Source organism: Methylobacter marinus A45 (assembly GCF_000383855.1).
GTDB classification, from domain to species: Bacteria; Pseudomonadota; Gammaproteobacteria; order Methylococcales; family Methylomonadaceae; genus Methylobacter; species Methylobacter marinus.
The window spans coordinates 3,913,619-3,933,045 of sequence record NZ_KB912877.1; the positions used below are offsets into that span (position 1 = coordinate 3,913,619).

Sequence of the window (19,427 nt, forward strand, 5' to 3'; positions counted from 1 at the left end):
AGATTTTAAAGGATCAGTTTTTTTCCCAGGTGTCGCGCAGAGTCACCGTCCTGTTGAATACCAGCTTACCGCCAACGCTGTCCTTGGCATCCAGGCAGAAATAGCCGGTGCGTTCGAACTGGTAGCGGCTTTCAGGCTTCGCATCAGCCAGGCTGGCTTCGACGCGGCAGTCCGTCAGTACTTCCAGCGAATTCGGGTTCAGTGCCTCAAGGAAATTTTCTTCATTATCCGGATTGGGCACTTTGAACAGGCGGTCGTACAGGCGCAGTTCGGCCGGCCGTGAGTGCGCTTCGGCAACCCAGTGTATTACGCCTTTGATTTTGCGGCCTTCCGGGTTCTTGCCCAGTGTATCAGGGTCGTAAGTGCAGCGCAGTTCTGTAATGTTGCCGTCGGCGTCTTTGATGACTTGATTACATTTAATGACATAGGTACCACGCAAGCGGACCTCACCACCTTCTACCAGGCGTTTGTACTTAGGAGGCGGTACTTCGGCAAAATCATCTTGTTCTATCAGCACAACTCTCGAAAAGGCAATTTCGCGTTTGCCGAATTCGGGTTTCTGCGGATGATTGCTGATTTCCAGATATTCGGTTTTGTCTTCAGGGTAGTTCTCGATGACCACGCGCAAAGGTCTCAGTACGGCCATCGCGCGAGGCGCGTTTTCATTGAGGTCTTCGCGGATGCAGTATTCCAGCACGCCCATTTCTATCCATGAGTTTTGTTTGGTGACGCCGATGCGTTCGCAAAAATCGCGTATTGATTTAGGCGTAAAACCTGCGCGGCGCAGACCGGCAATGGTCGGCATTCGTGGGTCATCCCAGCCGCTGACATGTTTTTCAGTGACCAGTTGGTTGAGTTTGCGCTTGCTGACAATGGTATATTTTAATTGCAGCCGGGCGAATTCTATTTGTTGCGGATGGCTGGGTGTTTTGAGTTGATCCAGTACCCAGTCGTAAAGCGGACGATGATCTTCAAACTCCAGCGTACACAGTGAATGCGTAATGCCTTCAAGCGCGTCGGAAATACAATGCGTATAATCGTACATTGGATAGATGCACCATTTATCGCCGGTACGTTGATGATGAACGCGGCGAATGCGGTACAAAGCCGGGTCGCGCATGTTGATATTCGGCGAAGCCATATCGATTTTAGCGCGCAGCACGTACTGACCATCGGCGAATTCTCCCTCGCGCATGCGTTTGAACAAATCCAGGTTGTCTTCTACAGAACGGTTTCTGTCCGGGCTTTCCTTGCCGGGTTCGGTCAGGGTGCCGCGATAGGCTCTGATTTGCTCGGCCGACAGGCTGTCAACGTAGGCTTTGCCGTCTTTAATCAGTTGAACGGCATAATCGTAGAGCTGTTCAAAATAGTCCGAGGCGTGACGTAATTCCGACCATTGAAAGCCCAGCCATTGCACGTCGCGCATGATGGCTTGCACATATTCGTCACTTTCTTTTTCAGGATTGGTATCGTCGAAACGCAGGTTACAGGTGCCTTTGTATTCCTCGGCAATGCCGAAATTCAGACAGATCGATTTTGCGTGGCCGATATGCAGATAGCCATTGGGCTCAGGCGGAAATCGGGTAGCGACTTTACCGTTGTTTTTGTTTTCCTTGAGATCATTGTCGATGATATGACGGATAAAATTAGACGAGGGCGGATTTTCGTTTGTGGACATGATGTCTATATGTAATTGTCGCGTTATGGAATTTAATAGTCAGGCATTATCGCTAAATCAGCCGGTAAACTCTTCGTAAGTTTTTTGCTTTTCAAGCTATTGGAGGCATTTTGGCTTTAATGGGATTGTTTGGCGAGCATACTACTGTACGTGCTCATTTTAGTAAAGACCATGCCTGTAGGGAGAGAACAACACGATGGGGCGATTTAATCCGACGGGCGACTGCGTTCCCTAAGCTGTTGCAATACATCAATGCCTTTTTTGCGTTGCAGACGGATGATTTCCAGTTCGGTTTGGTATTGTTTTTTCAAACAGTCATCATCCGTCTGTTCGATTTTATCCATGATTGTCCGTTCTTTCTTCTTGAGTTTCTTCAAGATCTTTTTTAATTCTTCTATATGGTGTTTTTTTCTTTTTTGGGCCGGATCAAAAAAGGCCTGTAATTTAAGCAGTAACTTTTCTTTATGCATGGCTGGTAGACGCAAGAATTAAAAGGTAGCGTTCAGTATAGTCGTAATAATTCACGAATTATCGTTATTGAGTATGTGAAAGTATTGTCCCTGCCAAGTTAAAAATGAGTTCTCTCACAGTCTCTATTGCGCATCCACCGCCTGAACGACTTCCTTGATCTCGGTTTCGTTCAGTGTTAATTGGTGTTCAACGTGTATGGAGCGGGTATTGTCTTGCACGAATAGCGTTTCGGCGGTTTTGAGCAGGTTTTTCTTGATGTTGTACATATAGGTACTGTCATTGATTAATGACGAGCCGGTTTCGGGCGTGATTTTCCGCTCCCGAATCAGTAAGTCAAGGGAGCGATTCATCTGCATGTCCTCGTCTTCAATCGAGGCTTTTAAAATATCCAGCGATAACAGCGGCAATTCGTTCTCTGCTATCTCCTTCCTGAATTGTTCTATCTGCTGGATCAGCAAGACTATCTGATAAGCGATTTTTTTATATTCGTTTTTGATGGCTGCATTATTTGAAATTCGGGATCGAGCCCAGTTTTTCTGTAAATGCTTGGTGTCCTTAATGGCTTCGACCAGAGTCCGATTGGCATCGCGCAGCCAGGAGAGCCTGGACGATTGTTTCATTTCCCAAGAGAAAGCGGCTTGGCTGATAAAGGCAATGATGGCGCTATAGATGCCTTTTATTCTTTTTTCATAGCCTGCGTCAATATCGTATTCGACGGGGTCGTTATTGAGCTCTATCAATTGTTTGAGATCGGATTGATCCGATAGATGGCGTTTGCGCAAACCAAACGTATGCAGAACGATATGAATGGCGTGATCATATAAATGAATGCTTTCCTGCCTGACGGACTCGACGGCCGTTTCAGGAAATTCGACGGCGGACAGGTTTAAATATTTGGGCCTGAAAAGGTTGGGGCGCTTTTCTACGAATATTTTTTCAAGCAAGACGACCAGTTGGTGGATAAATGGCAACATAATGGCAACGCCGACCAGGTTAAACAAACTATGAAAAGTCGCCAGTTTCAAGGTATTGTCGGCCGCGGGAATATCCAGCCATGCATTGATCATATCAACAGCATTCATAAATTCCTTGATGAATGTCAAGGCGATAATGCCGGTCAGCAGATTAAACAGCAGATGCGCGCCGGCCAGTCGCTTACCCTGAACATTGGCGCTCAGGGCGCCGATGATGGCGGTAATGGTCGTACCGATGTTGGAACCGATGGCCAGGGCCAGCGCATTGTCGTATGTGATTTGATGCACGGATAATGCCGTGATGATCAATACCATTGTGGCATGACTGGACTGCATGATCACGGTAGCGATGGTGCCTAACAGAGTGTAAATCAGTAAGCCTTGTAAACCCGGCATGGCGTAATCGGCCAGATTGATCGTGTTTTCAAAAGTCTCGAAGCCCTCTTTCATATAGTGTATGCCAAGAAAAAGAAAGCCCAATCCGGTCAGGATGTAACCGATGCCTTTCAGTTGTTTGCTGTTCTGGAAGCTGCATAAAACGCCGAAAACCAGCAGGGGCATGGCATAAGTGGATATTTTGACTTTTAATCCCAGTCCGGCAATCAGCCATGCGCCGGCGGTCGAGCCAAGATTGGCACCAAATATGATGCCGATGCCTGCGACTAAATCAAGCAGGCCGGCGCTTAAAAAGGAAATGGTGATAATCGAAACCAGGGAGCTCGACTGCATCAATGTTGTTGAAACGATGCCAAAACTGAGACTTTTCCAGGCTGTATTCGTGGTCTTTTGTAGAATTCGTTCCAGTATGCCGCCTGTAAAGGTTTTGAAGCCTTGTTCCAGTAACAGCATGCCGAAGAGAAAAATCGAGATGCCTGCGGCAATGCCTTTAAATTCATCGCTCAGCCAGAAACCGTAAGACAAAAGAAGGATAACAACAAGCAGAAAGGGTTTGGGCATGTTTGAGTAAAAAAATAAGGCAAAGGCTGATGGGAAGCCATTTTAACAAATGGCACAGGTTAAATGTGAAGGCGCCTTTAAACGCCTGATTTTACGCAGGCGGTTGGATTTGCTTGAGGGGCGGCTAAATAGGCGGCTGGTTCGGGCCGGTCAATTTGATTTGCACGATATCGCCGACAGCCAGTACACCGCATTGATCATGCAAGGCATTTTGGCCGAAATAGACCTGGTTTTCCCATTTCCTGACGCGGTTAAGTGTTGTAAGAGGTTCTTTGCCTGTTTGCGCGGTTTCAGGGTCTATGGTTGGCATAGCGCAGCGGGAGCACGGCTTGGTAAGCCTGAAGTCGATAGCGCCAATGCGGATTTCGCGCCAACTGTCTTCGGCGTAACCGGGGCAACCGCTAATGACCAGGTTGGGCCTAAAGCGGGCCATCGGTAAATCCAGTTGCATCTCATGATTTAATGACGCCAGCGAATTTTCCGAAATAATCAGAAAAGGAAAACCGTCGGCAAACGAGACTTGATCAGTGGCATGGGCATAATCAGGGTCAACCTGGCGGATTGCGTTATCGGGCTGATAAACAAGCTGGCAATCGGCATTTAGAAAACGGCTCAGCCATCGGTCGGCTTGCTCTGATACGCGCAGGGCATCGCACCGGTCCCGCCAGATGGTGCTGCTGATGATTTCGCCGTCGACGGGCATCAGCGGCAGCATTAGATTGTCCATGCCCGGCGCGGACAGTGTCAGGTGTTTATCGGACAGCGCGGTTTTAATCAAGGCCATGCGCGGATGTTGGCGTTGGCTGAGAAATTGCCCGTCGTTATCGATAAGCATCCATTTTCTGTCGTGCTGAAGTCCGGTTTTAGTCACTTGCCAACGGGCCGCATTGATACCCGCCAGTGATTTCACCGGGTAGATGTACAGGCCGCTTAATGTGAAATGTGTCATTCGGATTTAACCGTTTTTTAGCTTAATTGGTATTAGGGAGCTGAAGGACATCGGTTTGTTGAATATCGGCAATGCTTGAGGCAGCGATTTTACATGGAAGTCCCAGAGGGGAATGGCTTATTTGAAGACTAATTTTTTTTGCGTTTCGAGCAGATAATCACCGAGTTCATCATTGTAGCGATCGAATCTTATCCCGTAATGATTACCTTGCGGGGTGGATTTACGAACCACGGCAGCCTTGATTTTAAATGTCTTTCCGCTGTCGAACTCAAGTTTCAACGTGACCTTGTCATGAATACTGAATTTTTGATTGCTGAGGACTAATACGCCTTTACTGCTGATGTCGATTAAGTCAACTGGCGTTTCACGCCCTAAATGAAACAAGCGTTTTTTACAGAGTGTGGCTTTGATGTCTTCTCTTAGGTATCGGGTCGTTATACGATTATTGATCAGTTGATTCCGTGACGGATCAAAGTCAAATAAATCATCTGGCATTTCGGTATTATCATCAACGTTCATGAAGCATTGGTTGGCATTGTTATTTAGATCTAAGGTCAAGTATTGTCCGTAAATTGATAAATTTCAATATAACGATGCGCTGAAACTTCAACGAAAAGCTAAAAAATGTCGTTGAATCCGTTAAAATTAATATCCTGTTTGTTTTTTATTGCTGGGAAATACCGTGTTTTATAATGTGTCTCTTCGGATAATTGTTAAGTTTTTATTGGTTTTTCAACTGCTTATCACTAGCCCGGTTTATGCGGAAGCTAAACAGACGGTCAATATTGCCTATTTGGCGCAAGAGCAAAAAGTGCCTCCGGCTTTGTCCAATTTAGACCCTTTCATTGAAAACAAGGGGGTGTTAGGGGCAGAGCTGGCGATTAGCGACAATAATACGACAGGGCAGTTTACCGGTCAGCAATTTTCCCTGAAAAAATTCATTGTACCGATTGATGGCAATGTTGCTGATGTGTTCAACAAAAGCATCGATGGTCAGTTTCAATTTGTTGTGAGCACATTGCCTGCCGAGCAAATGATCGGCATTGCCGATTTACCCGCGGCCCAGCAGATGGTGTTACTCGATGCATCCACGCGTGATGATGCCTTACGCAATGAGCAATGCCGTAAAAACGTATTGCACATATTGCCCAGCAGGGCGATGCGGGCCGATGCATTGGCGCAATATATGATGAAAAAGCGTTGGAATAAATGGTTTCTGGTGATCGGTCCGAATCCGGAGGATCGGCTGTTTGCACATGCAATCAAACGAGCCGCCAAGCGATTCGGCATGAAAATAGTGGAAGAAAAAATCTGGGAGCATACTTATGATGCAAGACGCACGGCGCAATCGGATGTGCCCGTGTTTACTCAAGTGGATGACTATGATGTCTTGGTTGTTGCCGATGAGCAAGGGCTGTTTGGGGAATATCTGGACTACCGTACCTGGCACCCTCGGCCGGTAGTCGGGACTCAGGGCTTGATTGCCACGGCATGGCACCGGACGCATGAACAATGGGGCGCCGTGCAGATTCAAAATCGCTTTAAAGAGCAATCGGGACGCTGGATGGAAGAGCAGGACTATGCGGCTTACCTGGCGGTCAGAACCATAGGCGAGGCGGCTACACGTACGAAATCCAATGAATTGAAAGCGGTTAAGGAATTTCTGCTGAGCGAACAGTTTACATTGCAGGGGTATAAAGGCAGGCCCTTGTCCTTCCGCGCCTGGAATGGGCAATTAAGGCAGCCGATTTTGCTGGCAGCTCCCAGGTCATTGGTTACCACGGCGCCAGTTGAGGGTTTTTTGCATCCAAGAACCGAACTTGATACGTTGGGTTATGATCAATCCGAATCGACATGTAAGTGAGGCAGATACATATGAAAAAAAATTGTTTAGCGCTGTTTTTGGCGGCGGCATCCATAGGAGCGGTACAGGCGGAGACTGTTTTCGTCACCTTGGAAAAAGATAACGCCCTGGCTGTCGTTGATCCATTGGAAGGCAAGTTGATCAAAACAGTACCCGTCGGTCAGCGCCCCCGGGGTATCGCTATCAGTCCCGATAATAAATACTTGTATATTGCCACCAGTGATGACGATACGATCAAAATCGTTGATGCGGCTAATTTAGCGGTAGTGGGTGAGTTGCCATCCGGCGATGATCCCGAAACATTTGCGTTAAATCCGGCTGGCGACAGGCTTTATGTATCCAATGAAGATGATAGTCTGGTAACCGTCATCGATACCGCTAGCAAAAAAGCCATCAAGCAGATCCAGGTAGGCGTTGAGCCTGAAGGCATTACAGTCAGTCCAGATAACCGCTGGGTGATCAGTGCCTCCGAGACGACGAACATGCTGCATTGGATCGATACTCAAAGCCTGGCGATTTCAGATAATACGCTGGTTGATCCACGTCCGCGCGCAGTCAGTTTTACGGCGGACAGCCAGCAATTATGGGCGACATCGGAAATGGCTGGTACGCTGACAATTCTGGACGCCAATACGAAACAAATCCTCAAAAGCATCAGCTTTGAAATCCCCGGCGTCAGTAACGATAAAATTCAACCGGTGGGCGTCGCAATCGACAAGGACAGGAACAGAGGTTATGTGGCATTGGGACCTGCAAACCGTGTCGCAGTGATTAATGCACAGACTTTTGAAGTCGAAAGATATTTGCTGGTTGGACAGCGTGTCTGGAATCTGGCCTTTTCTCCCGACCAGAAAAGGCTCTATACCACTAACGGTACCAGTAATGACATTTCCATTATTGATCTTGAAAGTCAAAAAGTGACTAAATCGGTCGGCGTGGGGCTTTATCCTTGGGGAGTTGCAGTCAAGCCATGAAAGCGCCTATAGCATTGTTGGTTAAAAACTTAAGCTTTTCATATAGCGGCAAGAAAGCGCTTGATGACGTTAACTTCAAGATTCAGCAAGGGGAATGTACCATTCTGTTAGGCCCTAACGGCGCCGGTAAAAGTACGTTATTTTCATTGATTACGCGGCTGTATGATACGCGCAGCGGGCGTATCGAATTATGCGGTTTCGATATCAAGCGGCAAACGCGCAAGGCCTTGGCAAAACTGGGCGTGGTTTTTCAACAGACGACCTTGGATATGGACCTGACAGTCATGCAGAACTTGCGTTATCACGCATCCTTGCATGGCATGAGCCGGAAGCAGGCCACGCAACGGATTCAGGAAGAATTGGAACGACTGGATATGGTCGATCGTCGTTTTGAGCAAATTCGCGAGCTTAACGGTGGGCATAGAAGGCGAGTCGAGATTGCAAGGGCGCTATTGCATAAGCCGTCGTTGCTGTTATTGGATGAGCCTACTGTCGGTCTGGATGTACCCAGTCGCCACGATATCGTAGAACACGTGCACAGATTGGCCGTCGAGCAACAGATGGCGGTTTTATGGGCGAGTCATTTAATAGATGAGATTTATCCGCAGGATCGCTTGATCGTGCTTCATAAAGGCCGCATTAAAGCGCAAGGCACCGTTGATGAAGTTCAGGCACTTACCCATGCCGCAACGATTAAAGAAGCTTTTTACAAATTGACGCAAGGAGAGCAGGCATGAAACTATTGCATTACTGGCGCGCAATGTGGGGCATTATTTGGCGTGAATTGTGGCGTTTTGTTACCCAACGTGAGCGTTTTATTTCGGCTCTGGTCAGGCCTTTGGTCTGGTTATTTGTATTCGCTGCCGGTTTTCGAGCCGCATTAGGTCTGGCTATCACTCCACCTTATGAAACTTATATACTTTACGAAGTTTATATTACGCCGGGGTTGATCGGCATGATACAGCTGTTTAATGGTATGCAAAGTTCATTGTCAATGGTCTATGATAGGGAAATGGGGAGCATGCGGATACTGATGGTATGCCCGTTGCCAAGAGGTTTTTTATTGCTTAGTAAATTATTAGCCGGTACGGCAGTATCCATTGTACAAGTTTATGTATTTTTAGCCATTGCGTGGTTTTACGAAATACAAGCACCATGGCAAGGTTACTTGTGGGTATTGCCGGCGCTTATGCTTTCAGGATTGATGCTAGGAGCTTTGGGACTACTCTTGTCGTCATTCATAAAACAACTTGAAAATTTTGCAGGCGTTATGAATTTCGTGATTTTCCCTTTATTTTTCATGTCCACAGCGTTATATCCCTTATGGAAAATCAAAGAGTCCAGTGAGCTGTTGCATAATCTGGCTAAATACAATCCCTTCTCGCAAGCGGTCGAGTTGACAAGATTTGCCTTGTATGAGCAGTTTAATCAGGAGGCTTTTATTTATACTTTTGTCGCTTTTGTTATTTTTATGATAGCAGCAATCATTGGTTATAATCCTTCGAGGGGCATGATGGTGAGAAAAGGTGGGGGGTGACAGCCTATTCTCTCATTCAAATTGATTTGCTAGTTTGGTCTAAAATTGTCTCATTACCTTAGATTTATAAATTTATAGAGGTGGAAAAATGACTTACGCTCAGGATATTGGTGAATTGATTGGCAACACCAGTTTATTGAAATTACGGCATATTGCAGAGGCTGGTTCTGCCGATATATTGGTTAAGCTCGAGTATCGCAACCCTGGCGGTTCCGTAAAAGACAGAATTGGCCTCGCCATGATAAAAGCGGCCGAGCAAGAGGGGCGGCTTAAGGCGGGCGGTACTATAATCGAACCGACCTCAGGCAATACTGGCATCGCTCTGGCAATGGTCGCCGCAGCGCGTGGCTATCGGTGCATATTGACCATGCCTGAGACCATGTCGGTGGAAAGGCGTCATCTAATGGCGTTGTTCGGGGCGGAGATTGTTTTAACTCCTGGTCCCGAAGGGATGAAAGGTGCTATTAGTAAGGCCGAAGAACTTGTTGCGAATACATCAGGCGCATTTATGCCTCAACAGTTTGAAAATCCCGCTAATCCGGAAATACACAAACAGACAACGGCACAGGAAATATGGTCCGCTACCGAGGGAAACATTGACGCGTTTGTGTGTGGCGTTGGTACCGGTGGAACGATTTCAGGCGTTGCCGATGTCATTAAAAAAAGAAAAGAAAATTTTCAGGTTATTGCAGTAGAGCCCGCTGAATCTCCTGTTATATCCGGTGGTACCCATAGCCCACATAAAATTCAAGGTATCGGTGCCGGATTTATTCCCAAAAATCTGAACGTGGATTTATTGGATGCTATTGAGTTAGTCAGCACGGACGAAGCATTCGCAATGCGCAAGCGGTTAATTGAGGAGGAAGGCGTTCTTGCCGGCATTTCATCGGGTGCCAGTGTCTGTGCCGCATTAAGAGTGGCTAAAAAATTAGGGCCAGGAAAAACGGTGGTAACCATTGTCCATGATACCGGTGAGCGCTATTTGAGTATGGGATAATGGCTTTGTTAATTACTAAAGAGCGAAGTTAAAATCGGTGAATATGTGAAGAACTCTTTTTTTCTGGTCATTCCAACGCAACAGAATAATCCTCTGCGTCTAAAAGAATTTTCAATTAAGGCACTGCAACAATGGATTACCGAATTGCCGACGGCCAATCCTGGTTTGGCTACCCGCCTGCTTTACGATTTTATTAAAGATTGTAATGCTATTGAGATGGATAGTCAGATGAGGCTGGATGCCTTGGAGCTTGTAAGGCCCAGTGCATTGGTAATTGAGGACTATCTTCGTTCAAGACTCATTAAAACAGGATTTCCGAAAGAAGAGAATGACAAGAAAATTCTCGATGTATTAGTTTCAATTGAAAAGGAATTTACTATCGGCTACTGGATAGTACTTAAAGAGTTAACCAGGCGCAATGTCAGCTGGTTTCAGGGAAAAAATGCAGCATTAGCAATTCAGCGATGCATTAGCGGATTAAGTAGCATTGTAATCAGTCATTTTCTTATGGGAATGTCTATTCCGGATTGGGTATGGATAGATCTTCATTCACTTTATAAGCTCAGTATCGAAATAAAAAAAGATACGACTAAAATTGTCAATGACATAAATCAGTCCAATAAAACAAGTACTCCTGAAGAATGTTATAAACAAATCCTGTTACTCAGCCTTGCTGATCCGACCGGCTTGATGCAAAAAGAAATTTTGTTGGTTTATAGCTTCATTGAAACCATCGATTTTCTAGTGAGCTTGAAAAGCGAACCTGTTGCTGGTCAGCAGATGCAGTGTATTATCTCAACGGATGAAGATAAACCACCGTATTATCAGGACAGTATAAGTGTTAAAAATGATCCGGCTGCACTGTATATAGATTTTACTAGGCTATTTAAAGCTTTACAGCAGAAGGAGAAGATGATTAGTGCGATCGAAGCAAGATTTAGCCCAATGTATGTGTCAAAAAATAATAGTGTAAAGCTATCGGCAGAACTACTTGACTATCTTGGACAAAGATGGTCTGGCATTGATTTTCAAGGAGCTCTTTTTTTTAGCGATAGACTGGATCGCTATATCGCTATTGGCCTGGATACGACTTTCGATCTACAGAATTCATTGGAAACGGATACTGAAAAAAATCTGGAGTTTCTTGCTCAGTCAAGCTCTGATCAGTTGTTATCCTGTGTATTTAAGAAAACCGGCGTTCTATCTGTGGGTAGTCTGGTTAGTTTCCGAAAAACAGATATGCCGGAATATAAGCGTTCCTTAGGGATAGTCAATAAAATTGTTGTATCGAAGCAGAATGGAAAGATAGATTTTGGCATGCAGTTGTTAGCGGAACAATCTTCCGCTGTATCTTATAGACAGGCCGATGCGTCGGAAAAAGATGAGCCGCAAAAAGCCTTGCTATATACAGGAAATGAGCAGAAAAGCGAAAAAAGCTATATCATTACCGAGACTTGCATGCTGGAAGGCGATAGTATTCACTTGTTTGTGCACGACGAAGAAGGCTTTCCTGTTGCATTAAAGAACAGGAAAAATGTCGGATTAGGTTATTGGCAATTCGAATGCCAACGTATAGCGGAAAAAGAAAAACCGGCCCAAACTAAAAAAGGCTATGACTTTATTTAATTAGATAAAATAAGAGCGCACATAGCACTTGAAAAGTTTTTTCATCATGGTAAGTTGGTGCATTCATTTGGATCTATCAATGGACTGTTGACTTTTAAAATTGTTTAAAGCTGGATGAAATAGAAGCTCTTGCTCTAAGTAAAAATTTATTAACTGTTTTTCATTATTTTAACCCAGGAAGCTAGTCAGGCAGTTCTTGTTTCGGATTACCGAGCAAGCGGATGATGATACTTTGGGCGGAGTCTCAATAAATATAATAAATAAAATTACAATATCGTGAGGATGAAAATGAGTAACGAAGAAAATGTTAACAAAACCGAAGAAAATGTTAACCAAGCGGAAGAAAATGTTAACAAACCTGAAAGCTCGGCAAAAAATATAGTAGGAAACCTGATTTCTTCAATGTCGAGTTTAAAAGAAAAAAACCCAAAAGCTTTTTTTGGCGCCATTGGCGGGGTCGTTGTCCTTCTAGTAATTGTCATGATGAGCGGTGGCGGTTCCTCGAAATCTGTTTCCGGGCCTGCGATTAAGAATCTTGTAGTAGGACAGAAATATGTTTTAAAAAGCCCAAATACATATGATAAAGCGGCAACCATCCGTTTAGTTGCTGTGCCGGGTACTATAGCCGCATACGATGATACAGAGGAAGATGACAGAAACGCGGCTTGTAAACATATGCCTCAAGGGACTCCTGTGACTGTCACAGATTTGCAGGATTTTTCTGGAAAGAAAAATGCATTTGCCAAAGTTCAAATGCTGGAAGGCGAATGCCAGGGTAGAGATGGCTGGGTTTTATCAATTAATGTTCAATAAATAACAAAGTTTGACAATATTAAAAAAGCCTATATAATGTGCGAATAAATTGAAACGCGGGAATAGCTCAGTGGTAGAGCACAACCTTGCCAAGGTTGGGGTCGCGAGTTCGAATCTCGTTTCCCGCTCCAATATATTAAAAAAAGCCGCGTATGCTCGCGGCTTTTTTATTTTACCTTTTAAGGCTGCGTAGCAAAGTGGTTATGCAGTGGCCTGCAAAGCCATCTACAGCGGTTCGATTCCGCTCGCAGCCTCCATTCGTTAAATTGAAATGCGGGAATAGCTCAGTGGTAGAGCACAACCTTGCCAAGGTTGGGGTCGCGAGTTCGAATCTCGTTTCCCGCTCCAATATATTAAAAAAAGCCGCGTATGCTCGCGGCTTTTTTATTTCCGATGAATAATTCCTTAAGCCTAATCTAAAGTAGACTTATCAAATGAGACAAATCACAGAGCCGATCCGAATTCAAGAGTGCGGATAATCCCTTGCTGAACCTGTGCTCATCATTTAAAGCATCAGTAAAAATTTCAATCTTTGAAAACGGTTAAACCAACGATTGCGTATCTTATTAAAGAATGCGGCTAACATTTGTTGATATTAATGAGTGGTATTTTCGAGAGCAATAAGGAAATATCCCTGCGGGATGAAGCCAATGCTTGGGAAGGGTCTGCATCTCCTTCCCAATCCGCGCCCGAGAAAGCAACTTCGCTTGTTGCAGGGCGCTCCTTTCGGCCTGAAGGCCGAGGTCTAAAACCAGTGATGAATATTGATGACCGGTATCGCGTTGTTCGCGGTTATGTTGCTAAAACAGTTGGCCCGGATAGATGAACACAAAAAATTCGTGAATCATCAATATTTAAAATCAGTATTATCAAAAAAATCGCTCTCATTATCTACTTCATGCAACTGGCTATGTCATGCGTATAAAGCCGATGCAATGACTACAGGCTTTTTGCAGTTCTCGATAAGGCGAACTTCTACAAGCCATCCATACACGACCTCAAAATTTCCTGTCTTTTGCTTCTGACGAAGGAACGCGCATAAAATAACTTCCTCAAGTGCACGGATGAATTTCCGGTGTAGGTGCGGATTTACTTGTGGCCTAGAGGGTATCCGCATAGTGCGAATACCCTCTAGGCCACAAGTACCCATAGGGTATAAATGAATTCGCACCTACAAATCCCTGATTTATTCCATGCCCATTACTAAGTTAGTTAAGGGGCGGGCGTGAGCATGACTGCATGGTTGCAGGAGGTAGCGCACCAACAGTAGGCGCTTTAGGCGCAGCTTCCGCTCCTGCTCACGCTAAGTACCTACATCCCTGTAGGCAACGCAGGAGCGGTTTTCTACCTACCTTCTGCATGAGCCCCATGGATGGGGTGAATGCAGAGAAATGACGGGATCATTTCCTGTCCATGCTGTCGTTGAACAGGAACAGAAATCCTGTCACACGCGGGTCTTATTTCATTCCCGTTCCTAAGTTATTTGTATTTACTGCACATCATTAGAATATAAATAAGCGCCACCTGTTTCATCTCAATGGTAACTGCATACATTATTTCAAGTAGGCAGTAAAATATGCCCGAGACTTTTTTAAGGCAAAGTCATATAAGCGTTCACAACAATAGTTTTAATTTGCCATTTAATGATAGGTGTAAACATAGCTGAATGAGGACAAATGAAATATCAACTTTTGCAGATATGGCTTTGCCTCTTCTTCTGGATATCTGGCTTCAGTAGTTGATTGAAAACAAGTTAGGCTTAATAAAGAAGTGTTAAAATAATTTTCAATTAGGATTTAAGAAACTCTTCATAAAACAAAGGAAGGAGTAAGCGATATGATCCCCGTTATCTTATCCGGTGGCTCAGGTACAAGACTTTGGCCCTTATCTCGAGGACAGTTTCCTAAGCAATTTCTGCCGTTAATTTCTGATTATACTTTATTGCAGGAAACCGTGCTCAGGCTCAATGGCGTAGCAGAAATGCAAGCGCCAATCGCTATTTGCAATGAAGATCATCGTTTTATGTTGGCGGAGCAATTATGGGAAATTGGTGTCAAGCCAGCTGCAATGATTCTGGAGCCTATAGGCAAAAACACTGCACCGGCTGTCGCTATGGCGGCCTTAACAGCGGAATCCGAGGATGATGTTTTGTTGGTATTGCCGGCAGACCATGTCATATCGAATCTGGAAGCCTTTCATCATGCTATTGACCAAGCACGGGTTTTAGCTGAGCAGGGGCGATTAGTGACGTTTGGTATCGTACCTACTGAGCCTGAAACAGGGTATGGTTATATCAAACGAGATAAATTGCAACAGGGAAACGCTTTTAATGTTGCAGCTTTTGTTGAAAAACCAGATTTAGATACAGCAAAGTATTATTTAGAAAGTGGTGATTATTTCTGGAACAGCGGAATGTTTGCCTTTAGAGCGGGTAGTTTTCTACAAGAGCTGAATAAGTTTAATCCGGATATATTGCTAGCCTGCCAACAAGCGCTTAACGCCGCTAAAGTGGATTTGGATTTTATCCGCTTGGATAAAAAACTCTTTTCCGCATGCCCGGCTGATTCCATCGACTATGCAGTGATGGAGAAAACCGATAAAGCTGTAGTGATTCCGTTGGATGCCGGTTGGAATGACGTAGGTTCTTGGTCGGCTTTATGGGATGTTGCCGATAAAGATGAGTTCGGCAACGCTATTAGCGGTGATGTGTTAACGGTGGACACCGAAAATTCTTTTGTGCGGGCCGAAAATAAGCTGGTTGCAATTATTGGATTGCGGGATCTGGTCGTTGTCGAAACCGCTGATGCATTGATGGTCGCCCCGAAAGACAGAGTACAGGAAGTAAAGGATATTGTTGCTCAGCTAAAACAACTTAAACGCAGTGAGGCGGAATTGCACCGTAAGGTTTATCGACCTTGGGGCCATTATGATTCAGTGGACGGCGGCGAGCGGTATCAGACTAAACGTATTGTAGTCAAGCCAGGAGCCAGGTTATCAGTACAGAAACATCACCATCGTGCTGAACACTGGGTTGTGGTAAAAGGTACTGCTTTGGTAACCAAGGGGACTGAAAAGATTTTACTCTCCGAAAATGAATCTACCTACATTCCTTTGGGGACGGTGCATTGCCTTGAAAACCCGGGTATCATTCCATTGGAAATGGTGGAGGTTCAATCGGGTAGTTATTTGGGCGAAGATGATATTGTACGCTTTGAAGATTCTTATGGGCGTGATTAATAATTTCTAGTTGCAGCGCCTTGGCAGCGTATAAGTTTTCCAGCCTGTTAAATTCAAAACAACATTAAATAAACAGTCAAATAATTATATTGATAAGGAAAAAATTAATGAATAAAAAGATTACCAAGGCGGTTTTCCCGGTGGCGGGATTAGGCACACGTTTTTTACCGGCGACCAAGGCTAGCCCGAAAGAAATGCTGCCGATCGTTGATAAGCCGCTGATTCAATACGCTGTAGAGGAAGCTGTTGCAGCCGGTATTGATACTATGATTTTTGTTACCGGCCGTAATAAAAGAGCTATACCGGACCATTTCGATAAAGCTTACGAACTTGAAAAAGAACTTGAAGCAAAAGGTAAATTTGAAACATTAAATATGATTCGGGAAATTTTGCCTGCCCATGTTTCATGTGTTTTTATCCGACAATCTGAAGCATTGGGCTTAGGCCATGCCGTATATTGCGCCAAATCTGTGGTTGGCAATGAGCCTTTTGCCGTTATATTGGCGGATGACCTGATCGCAGACGCCGGCAGGGGATGCATGGCACAGATGGTGCGCCTCTATGAGCAAATGCACACCTCTATTCTTGGCGTGGAAAGAGTCGATCCCTCTGAAACCGGTAGTTACGGTATTGTCAAGACAGGTGAGTTTTCAGGCTCTTTCGCTCCTGTCGAACTTATTGTCGAGAAACCCAAACCAGTGGATGCGCCATCAAACTTAGCGGTCGTAGGTCGATATATCTTGACTCCCGCTATTTTTGACAAAATTGAAAAAACCGGAAGGGGAGCGGGCGGCGAAATTCAATTAACCGATGCTATTGCTGATTTATTGCTTGATGAACAGGTATTGGCTTATGAGTTTGAAGGAAAACGCTATGACTGCGGTTCCAAGCTGGGTTTTTTAATAGCAACGGTAGAGCATGGATTGCTGCATAAAGAGCTTAAAGACGACTTTTTAGCGTATCTAAAAAATTTGACTAAAATGCATAAAATCTAAGACTAATCCTGTAAAGATAACCGGAGGAGCTCTGGGTAATTAAATTATTCTGGTTAAAACAAAAAGGCTGCATTTCCGGTAGCCTTTTTATTTAGAATGTTTTTTCTTAATTCAAAATTCTTTATTCGTTGTAATGCTGTTTCAGTAACACTCGAAAGTCTCATTTTAAGATGATTACTTTAATTTCTAGAAGTGTGTTATAAAAAAAGCAGGGAACGCAGTGTAGTTTGTTTTTATTCTGATATGGGACATAGCGGAAAGCCTGGTTGTATCATTTAATATCCTGCCATGGATTTCCATAGAATCAGCTTATCCAATCATGCAGGGTAGTCTGTTCTCCGAAATGCTCTCGGCGAGTTCTTGATGATAAGCTTGGATAAACCTTTAAACGAACTTATTGCCATAAATATGTATAAAAAATTTTTTGGACTCAAGAAAAAACCATTTGCTCTTATTCCTGATCCTGGATTTCTGTATTTGAGCTCTAAACATAAAAAAGCCTTAACCACACTCCACTACGGTTTAGTCAGTCAAGCGGGTATTACAGTTATTACCGGCGAGATAGGTTCGGGCAAAACAACCTTGATCAGGTGTATGTTAAGCAAAATTAAAGACCAATGCGCGGTAGGATTAATCACTAATACGCATAGTAGTTTTGGTGATTTGCTAACATGGGTATTGGCTTCGTTTAATATACAGCATGATGCCAAGAATAAAACCGAGCGCTATCAAGCCTTTGTTAAATACATAACGGAACAAAATCAAAAAAAACGACGTGTTGTATTAATTGTCGATGAAGCTCAAAACATGGATATTGAAACGCTTGAGGAGTTAAGGTTGCTGTCTAACATCAATGTAAGCCGGCATGTGATGCTTCAACTTATACTGGTAGGACAACCGGAACTGGTCGATAAACTAAATTTGCCCGAACTGGCTCAATTTGCACAACGGATCTCCATTGAATATCATTTAAAGCCCCTTAATTTTGAAGAAACAAAGCATTACATAGCGCATCGTATCCAGGCTGCCGGCGGAAGGCCGTCTGTGTTTAAGGAATCAGCCTGTGCGGCAGTATTTTATTATACTGAAGGCGTTCCTCGACTAATTAACAATATTTGCGACTTGGCAATGGTGTTTGCTTTTGCTACCGATACACATGAAATTGGCTGGAAAACCATATTGGAAGTGGTGAATGAAAGAAAAACAAGCGGCATTAATCAATTTACAGGAACCATTTCTCCCGATCTAGGGTTGAGTGAACGTATTGCCGAAGCGGAGAAGTTCCATAAAGCTATCCTCGAGAAAACAGGTTTCGATACTTCAACGTGCTTATGATGAAGGGAATGAAGCCGTCCATGAGCAGATAAAAAATGCCTGATATCATTAAATTAAGTCACTCTCTATCTTGATATGCGAATATAAAATGATTGATGATGGGCATTTGGCGTCGTAATTCCCGACAGTCCAGCCTATATTTGATTAATTCAATTTTATATCCAATTATCAATCAGTTCTAAACCGACCGGCATAACTACTTCATTTACTAAATTCGTTGCTGACTCTGATTGGCTAAATTTTGGTTGTATGTCTGGTTCAACGCATGCCCTCAAACTGGGCAATAAAGTTTAAAAATTAAAAAGTCTGCCAAGATACGTTATATCACCTATTGAAAAATTAGGGATAGAGAGTATTTTAAGCTCAAACAGACAATAAGGTTATAAACACTTTTTTGCCTAATCTGGAAAGGTTTGTTTAGACTTTGTTATATCACAACAAACCATACCAAATCGAAACCGTTAAGCCGCGTAAATGATTCCAGGAGTAGCGGGAAAAAGGTTTAAACGCATATTGAGGGAAACTTCCATTTTTGTAGACAGCCGTTCCATAAGCAGGCTCGCAAATCCGGAGCTGAAAACCAGACAGCTGAATTTGATAGTTTGCGCAATAAAACAATCGGCATGACAAACTATTAGTAGAAATAATGATTAAGCGGTTCATGGCAACTTTTTAGTCTGAGTTAATTGATCCCTTTATAAAGATCAAATTAAAACTGATTTAATAAGTTAGATATTCTTGTTCTTTAAACTTAAAAGCGTATTTGAAGATATTGGAAATTCGCAGTTCCATGCCCACAAACACCGGATGTAGGACAAGTTATACCGAGTGGTTGATGCCATGGCACAAAAGACATTACCGGGTGAAGATACCTATGCAGACTACCGCCCATTGTATGAATGGAATATATTTTCAACCATTAGTGCTTAATTAAAACACTGAGTACAAACTGGAAACGCCATCCTTCTTGCAACATTATGAGGGGCTGGTACAGCCGTACTTCTGTCTGTGAGTGAATCA

General features: G+C 44.0%; 15 protein-coding genes and 3 tRNA genes. 13 read left to right on the top strand and 5 right to left on the bottom strand.

The features are described from left to right. Positions 1-13 precede the first annotated feature (13 nt). From METMA_RS0118515 to METMA_RS0118535, 5 genes are all read right to left on the bottom strand, one after another. A complete protein-coding gene (locus METMA_RS0118515) occupies positions 14-1,678 on the bottom strand; it encodes a glutamine--tRNA ligase/YqeY domain fusion protein (protein ID WP_020160605.1) in 1,665 nt (554 codons plus the stop codon). Between the two features lie 206 nt (positions 1,679-1,884). Continuing rightward, positions 1,885-2,148 carry a hypothetical protein gene (locus tag METMA_RS0118520; RefSeq protein WP_020160606.1) on the bottom strand — a complete coding sequence of 88 codons (264 nt, stop codon included), beginning with the start codon at positions 2,146-2,148 and terminating at the stop codon, positions 1,885-1,887. A 123-nt stretch (positions 2,149-2,271) separates the two neighbouring features. Continuing rightward, positions 2,272-4,044: a Na/Pi cotransporter family protein gene (locus METMA_RS0118525; RefSeq protein ID WP_232216384.1), complete on the bottom strand. Its 1,773-nt coding sequence runs from the start codon at positions 4,042-4,044 to the stop codon at positions 2,272-2,274. 160 nt (positions 4,045-4,204) lie between these two features. Next, complete coding sequence (locus tag METMA_RS0118530; RefSeq protein WP_020160608.1) at positions 4,205-5,029, bottom strand: MOSC domain-containing protein; 825 nt, start codon at positions 5,027-5,029, stop codon at positions 4,205-4,207. Positions 5,030-5,146: 117 nt separating this feature from the next. Next, complete coding sequence (locus tag METMA_RS0118535; RefSeq protein WP_040590692.1) at positions 5,147-5,548, bottom strand: PilZ domain-containing protein; 402 nt, start codon at positions 5,546-5,548, stop codon at positions 5,147-5,149. Positions 5,549-5,753: 205 nt separating this feature from the next. Between METMA_RS0118535 and METMA_RS0118540 the strand changes: the two genes are divergently transcribed. The 13 genes from METMA_RS0118540 to METMA_RS0118605 all read left to right on the top strand — a co-directional run bounded on the left by METMA_RS0118540 (position 5,754) and on the right by METMA_RS0118605 (position 18,407). Beyond that, the gene (locus METMA_RS0118540; protein WP_020160610.1) at positions 5,754-6,893 is read left to right on the top strand and encodes an ABC transporter substrate-binding protein; all 1,140 of its coding nucleotides are present in this window, start codon (positions 5,754-5,756) and stop codon (positions 6,891-6,893) included. An 11-nt stretch (positions 6,894-6,904) separates the two neighbouring features. After that, positions 6,905-7,867 carry a PQQ-dependent catabolism-associated beta-propeller protein gene (locus tag METMA_RS0118545; protein ID WP_020160611.1) on the top strand — a complete coding sequence of 321 codons (963 nt, stop codon included), beginning with the start codon at positions 6,905-6,907 and terminating at the stop codon, positions 7,865-7,867. Beyond that, positions 7,864-8,604 carry an ABC transporter ATP-binding protein gene (locus tag METMA_RS0118550; RefSeq protein WP_020160612.1) on the top strand — a complete coding sequence of 247 codons (741 nt, stop codon included), beginning with the start codon at positions 7,864-7,866 and terminating at the stop codon, positions 8,602-8,604. The genes METMA_RS0118545 and METMA_RS0118550 overlap by 4 nt, the downstream gene beginning before the upstream one ends. Further along, the gene (locus METMA_RS0118555) at positions 8,601-9,404 is read left to right on the top strand and encodes an ABC transporter permease (protein WP_020160613.1); all 804 of its coding nucleotides are present in this window, start codon (positions 8,601-8,603) and stop codon (positions 9,402-9,404) included. Before METMA_RS0118550 ends, METMA_RS0118555 begins: the two co-directional genes overlap by 4 nt. 88 nt (positions 9,405-9,492) lie before the next feature. After that, on the top strand, positions 9,493-10,401 hold the full coding sequence (gene cysK, locus METMA_RS0118560; RefSeq protein WP_020160614.1) for a cysteine synthase A: 909 nt from the start codon (positions 9,493-9,495) through the stop codon (positions 10,399-10,401). Positions 10,402-10,446: 45 nt separating this feature from the next. After that, the gene (locus tag METMA_RS0118565; RefSeq protein WP_020160615.1) at positions 10,447-12,027 is read left to right on the top strand and encodes a hypothetical protein; all 1,581 of its coding nucleotides are present in this window, start codon (positions 10,447-10,449) and stop codon (positions 12,025-12,027) included. Between the two features lie 288 nt (positions 12,028-12,315). Beyond that, complete coding sequence (locus tag METMA_RS0118570) at positions 12,316-12,840, top strand: hypothetical protein (protein ID WP_020160616.1); 525 nt, start codon at positions 12,316-12,318, stop codon at positions 12,838-12,840. A gap of 56 nt (positions 12,841-12,896) precedes the next feature. Next, positions 12,897-12,971, top strand: a tRNA-Gly gene (locus METMA_RS0118575). A 52-nt stretch (positions 12,972-13,023) separates the two neighbouring features. Beyond that, positions 13,024-13,097, top strand: a tRNA-Cys gene (locus tag METMA_RS0118580). A 16-nt stretch (positions 13,098-13,113) separates the two neighbouring features. Next, positions 13,114-13,188: transfer RNA gene (locus METMA_RS0118585), tRNA-Gly, on the top strand. A 1,488-nt stretch (positions 13,189-14,676) separates the two neighbouring features. Next, complete coding sequence (locus METMA_RS0118595; RefSeq protein WP_020160617.1) at positions 14,677-16,077, top strand: mannose-1-phosphate guanylyltransferase/mannose-6-phosphate isomerase; 1,401 nt, start codon at positions 14,677-14,679, stop codon at positions 16,075-16,077. Positions 16,078-16,184: 107 nt separating this feature from the next. Next, the gene (gene galU, locus METMA_RS0118600) at positions 16,185-17,072 is read left to right on the top strand and encodes a UTP--glucose-1-phosphate uridylyltransferase GalU (RefSeq protein ID WP_020160618.1); all 888 of its coding nucleotides are present in this window, start codon (positions 16,185-16,187) and stop codon (positions 17,070-17,072) included. Between the two features lie 363 nt (positions 17,073-17,435). After that, a complete protein-coding gene (locus METMA_RS0118605; protein WP_020160619.1) occupies positions 17,436-18,407 on the top strand; it encodes an ExeA family protein in 972 nt (323 codons plus the stop codon). Positions 18,408-19,427 lie beyond the last annotated feature (1,020 nt).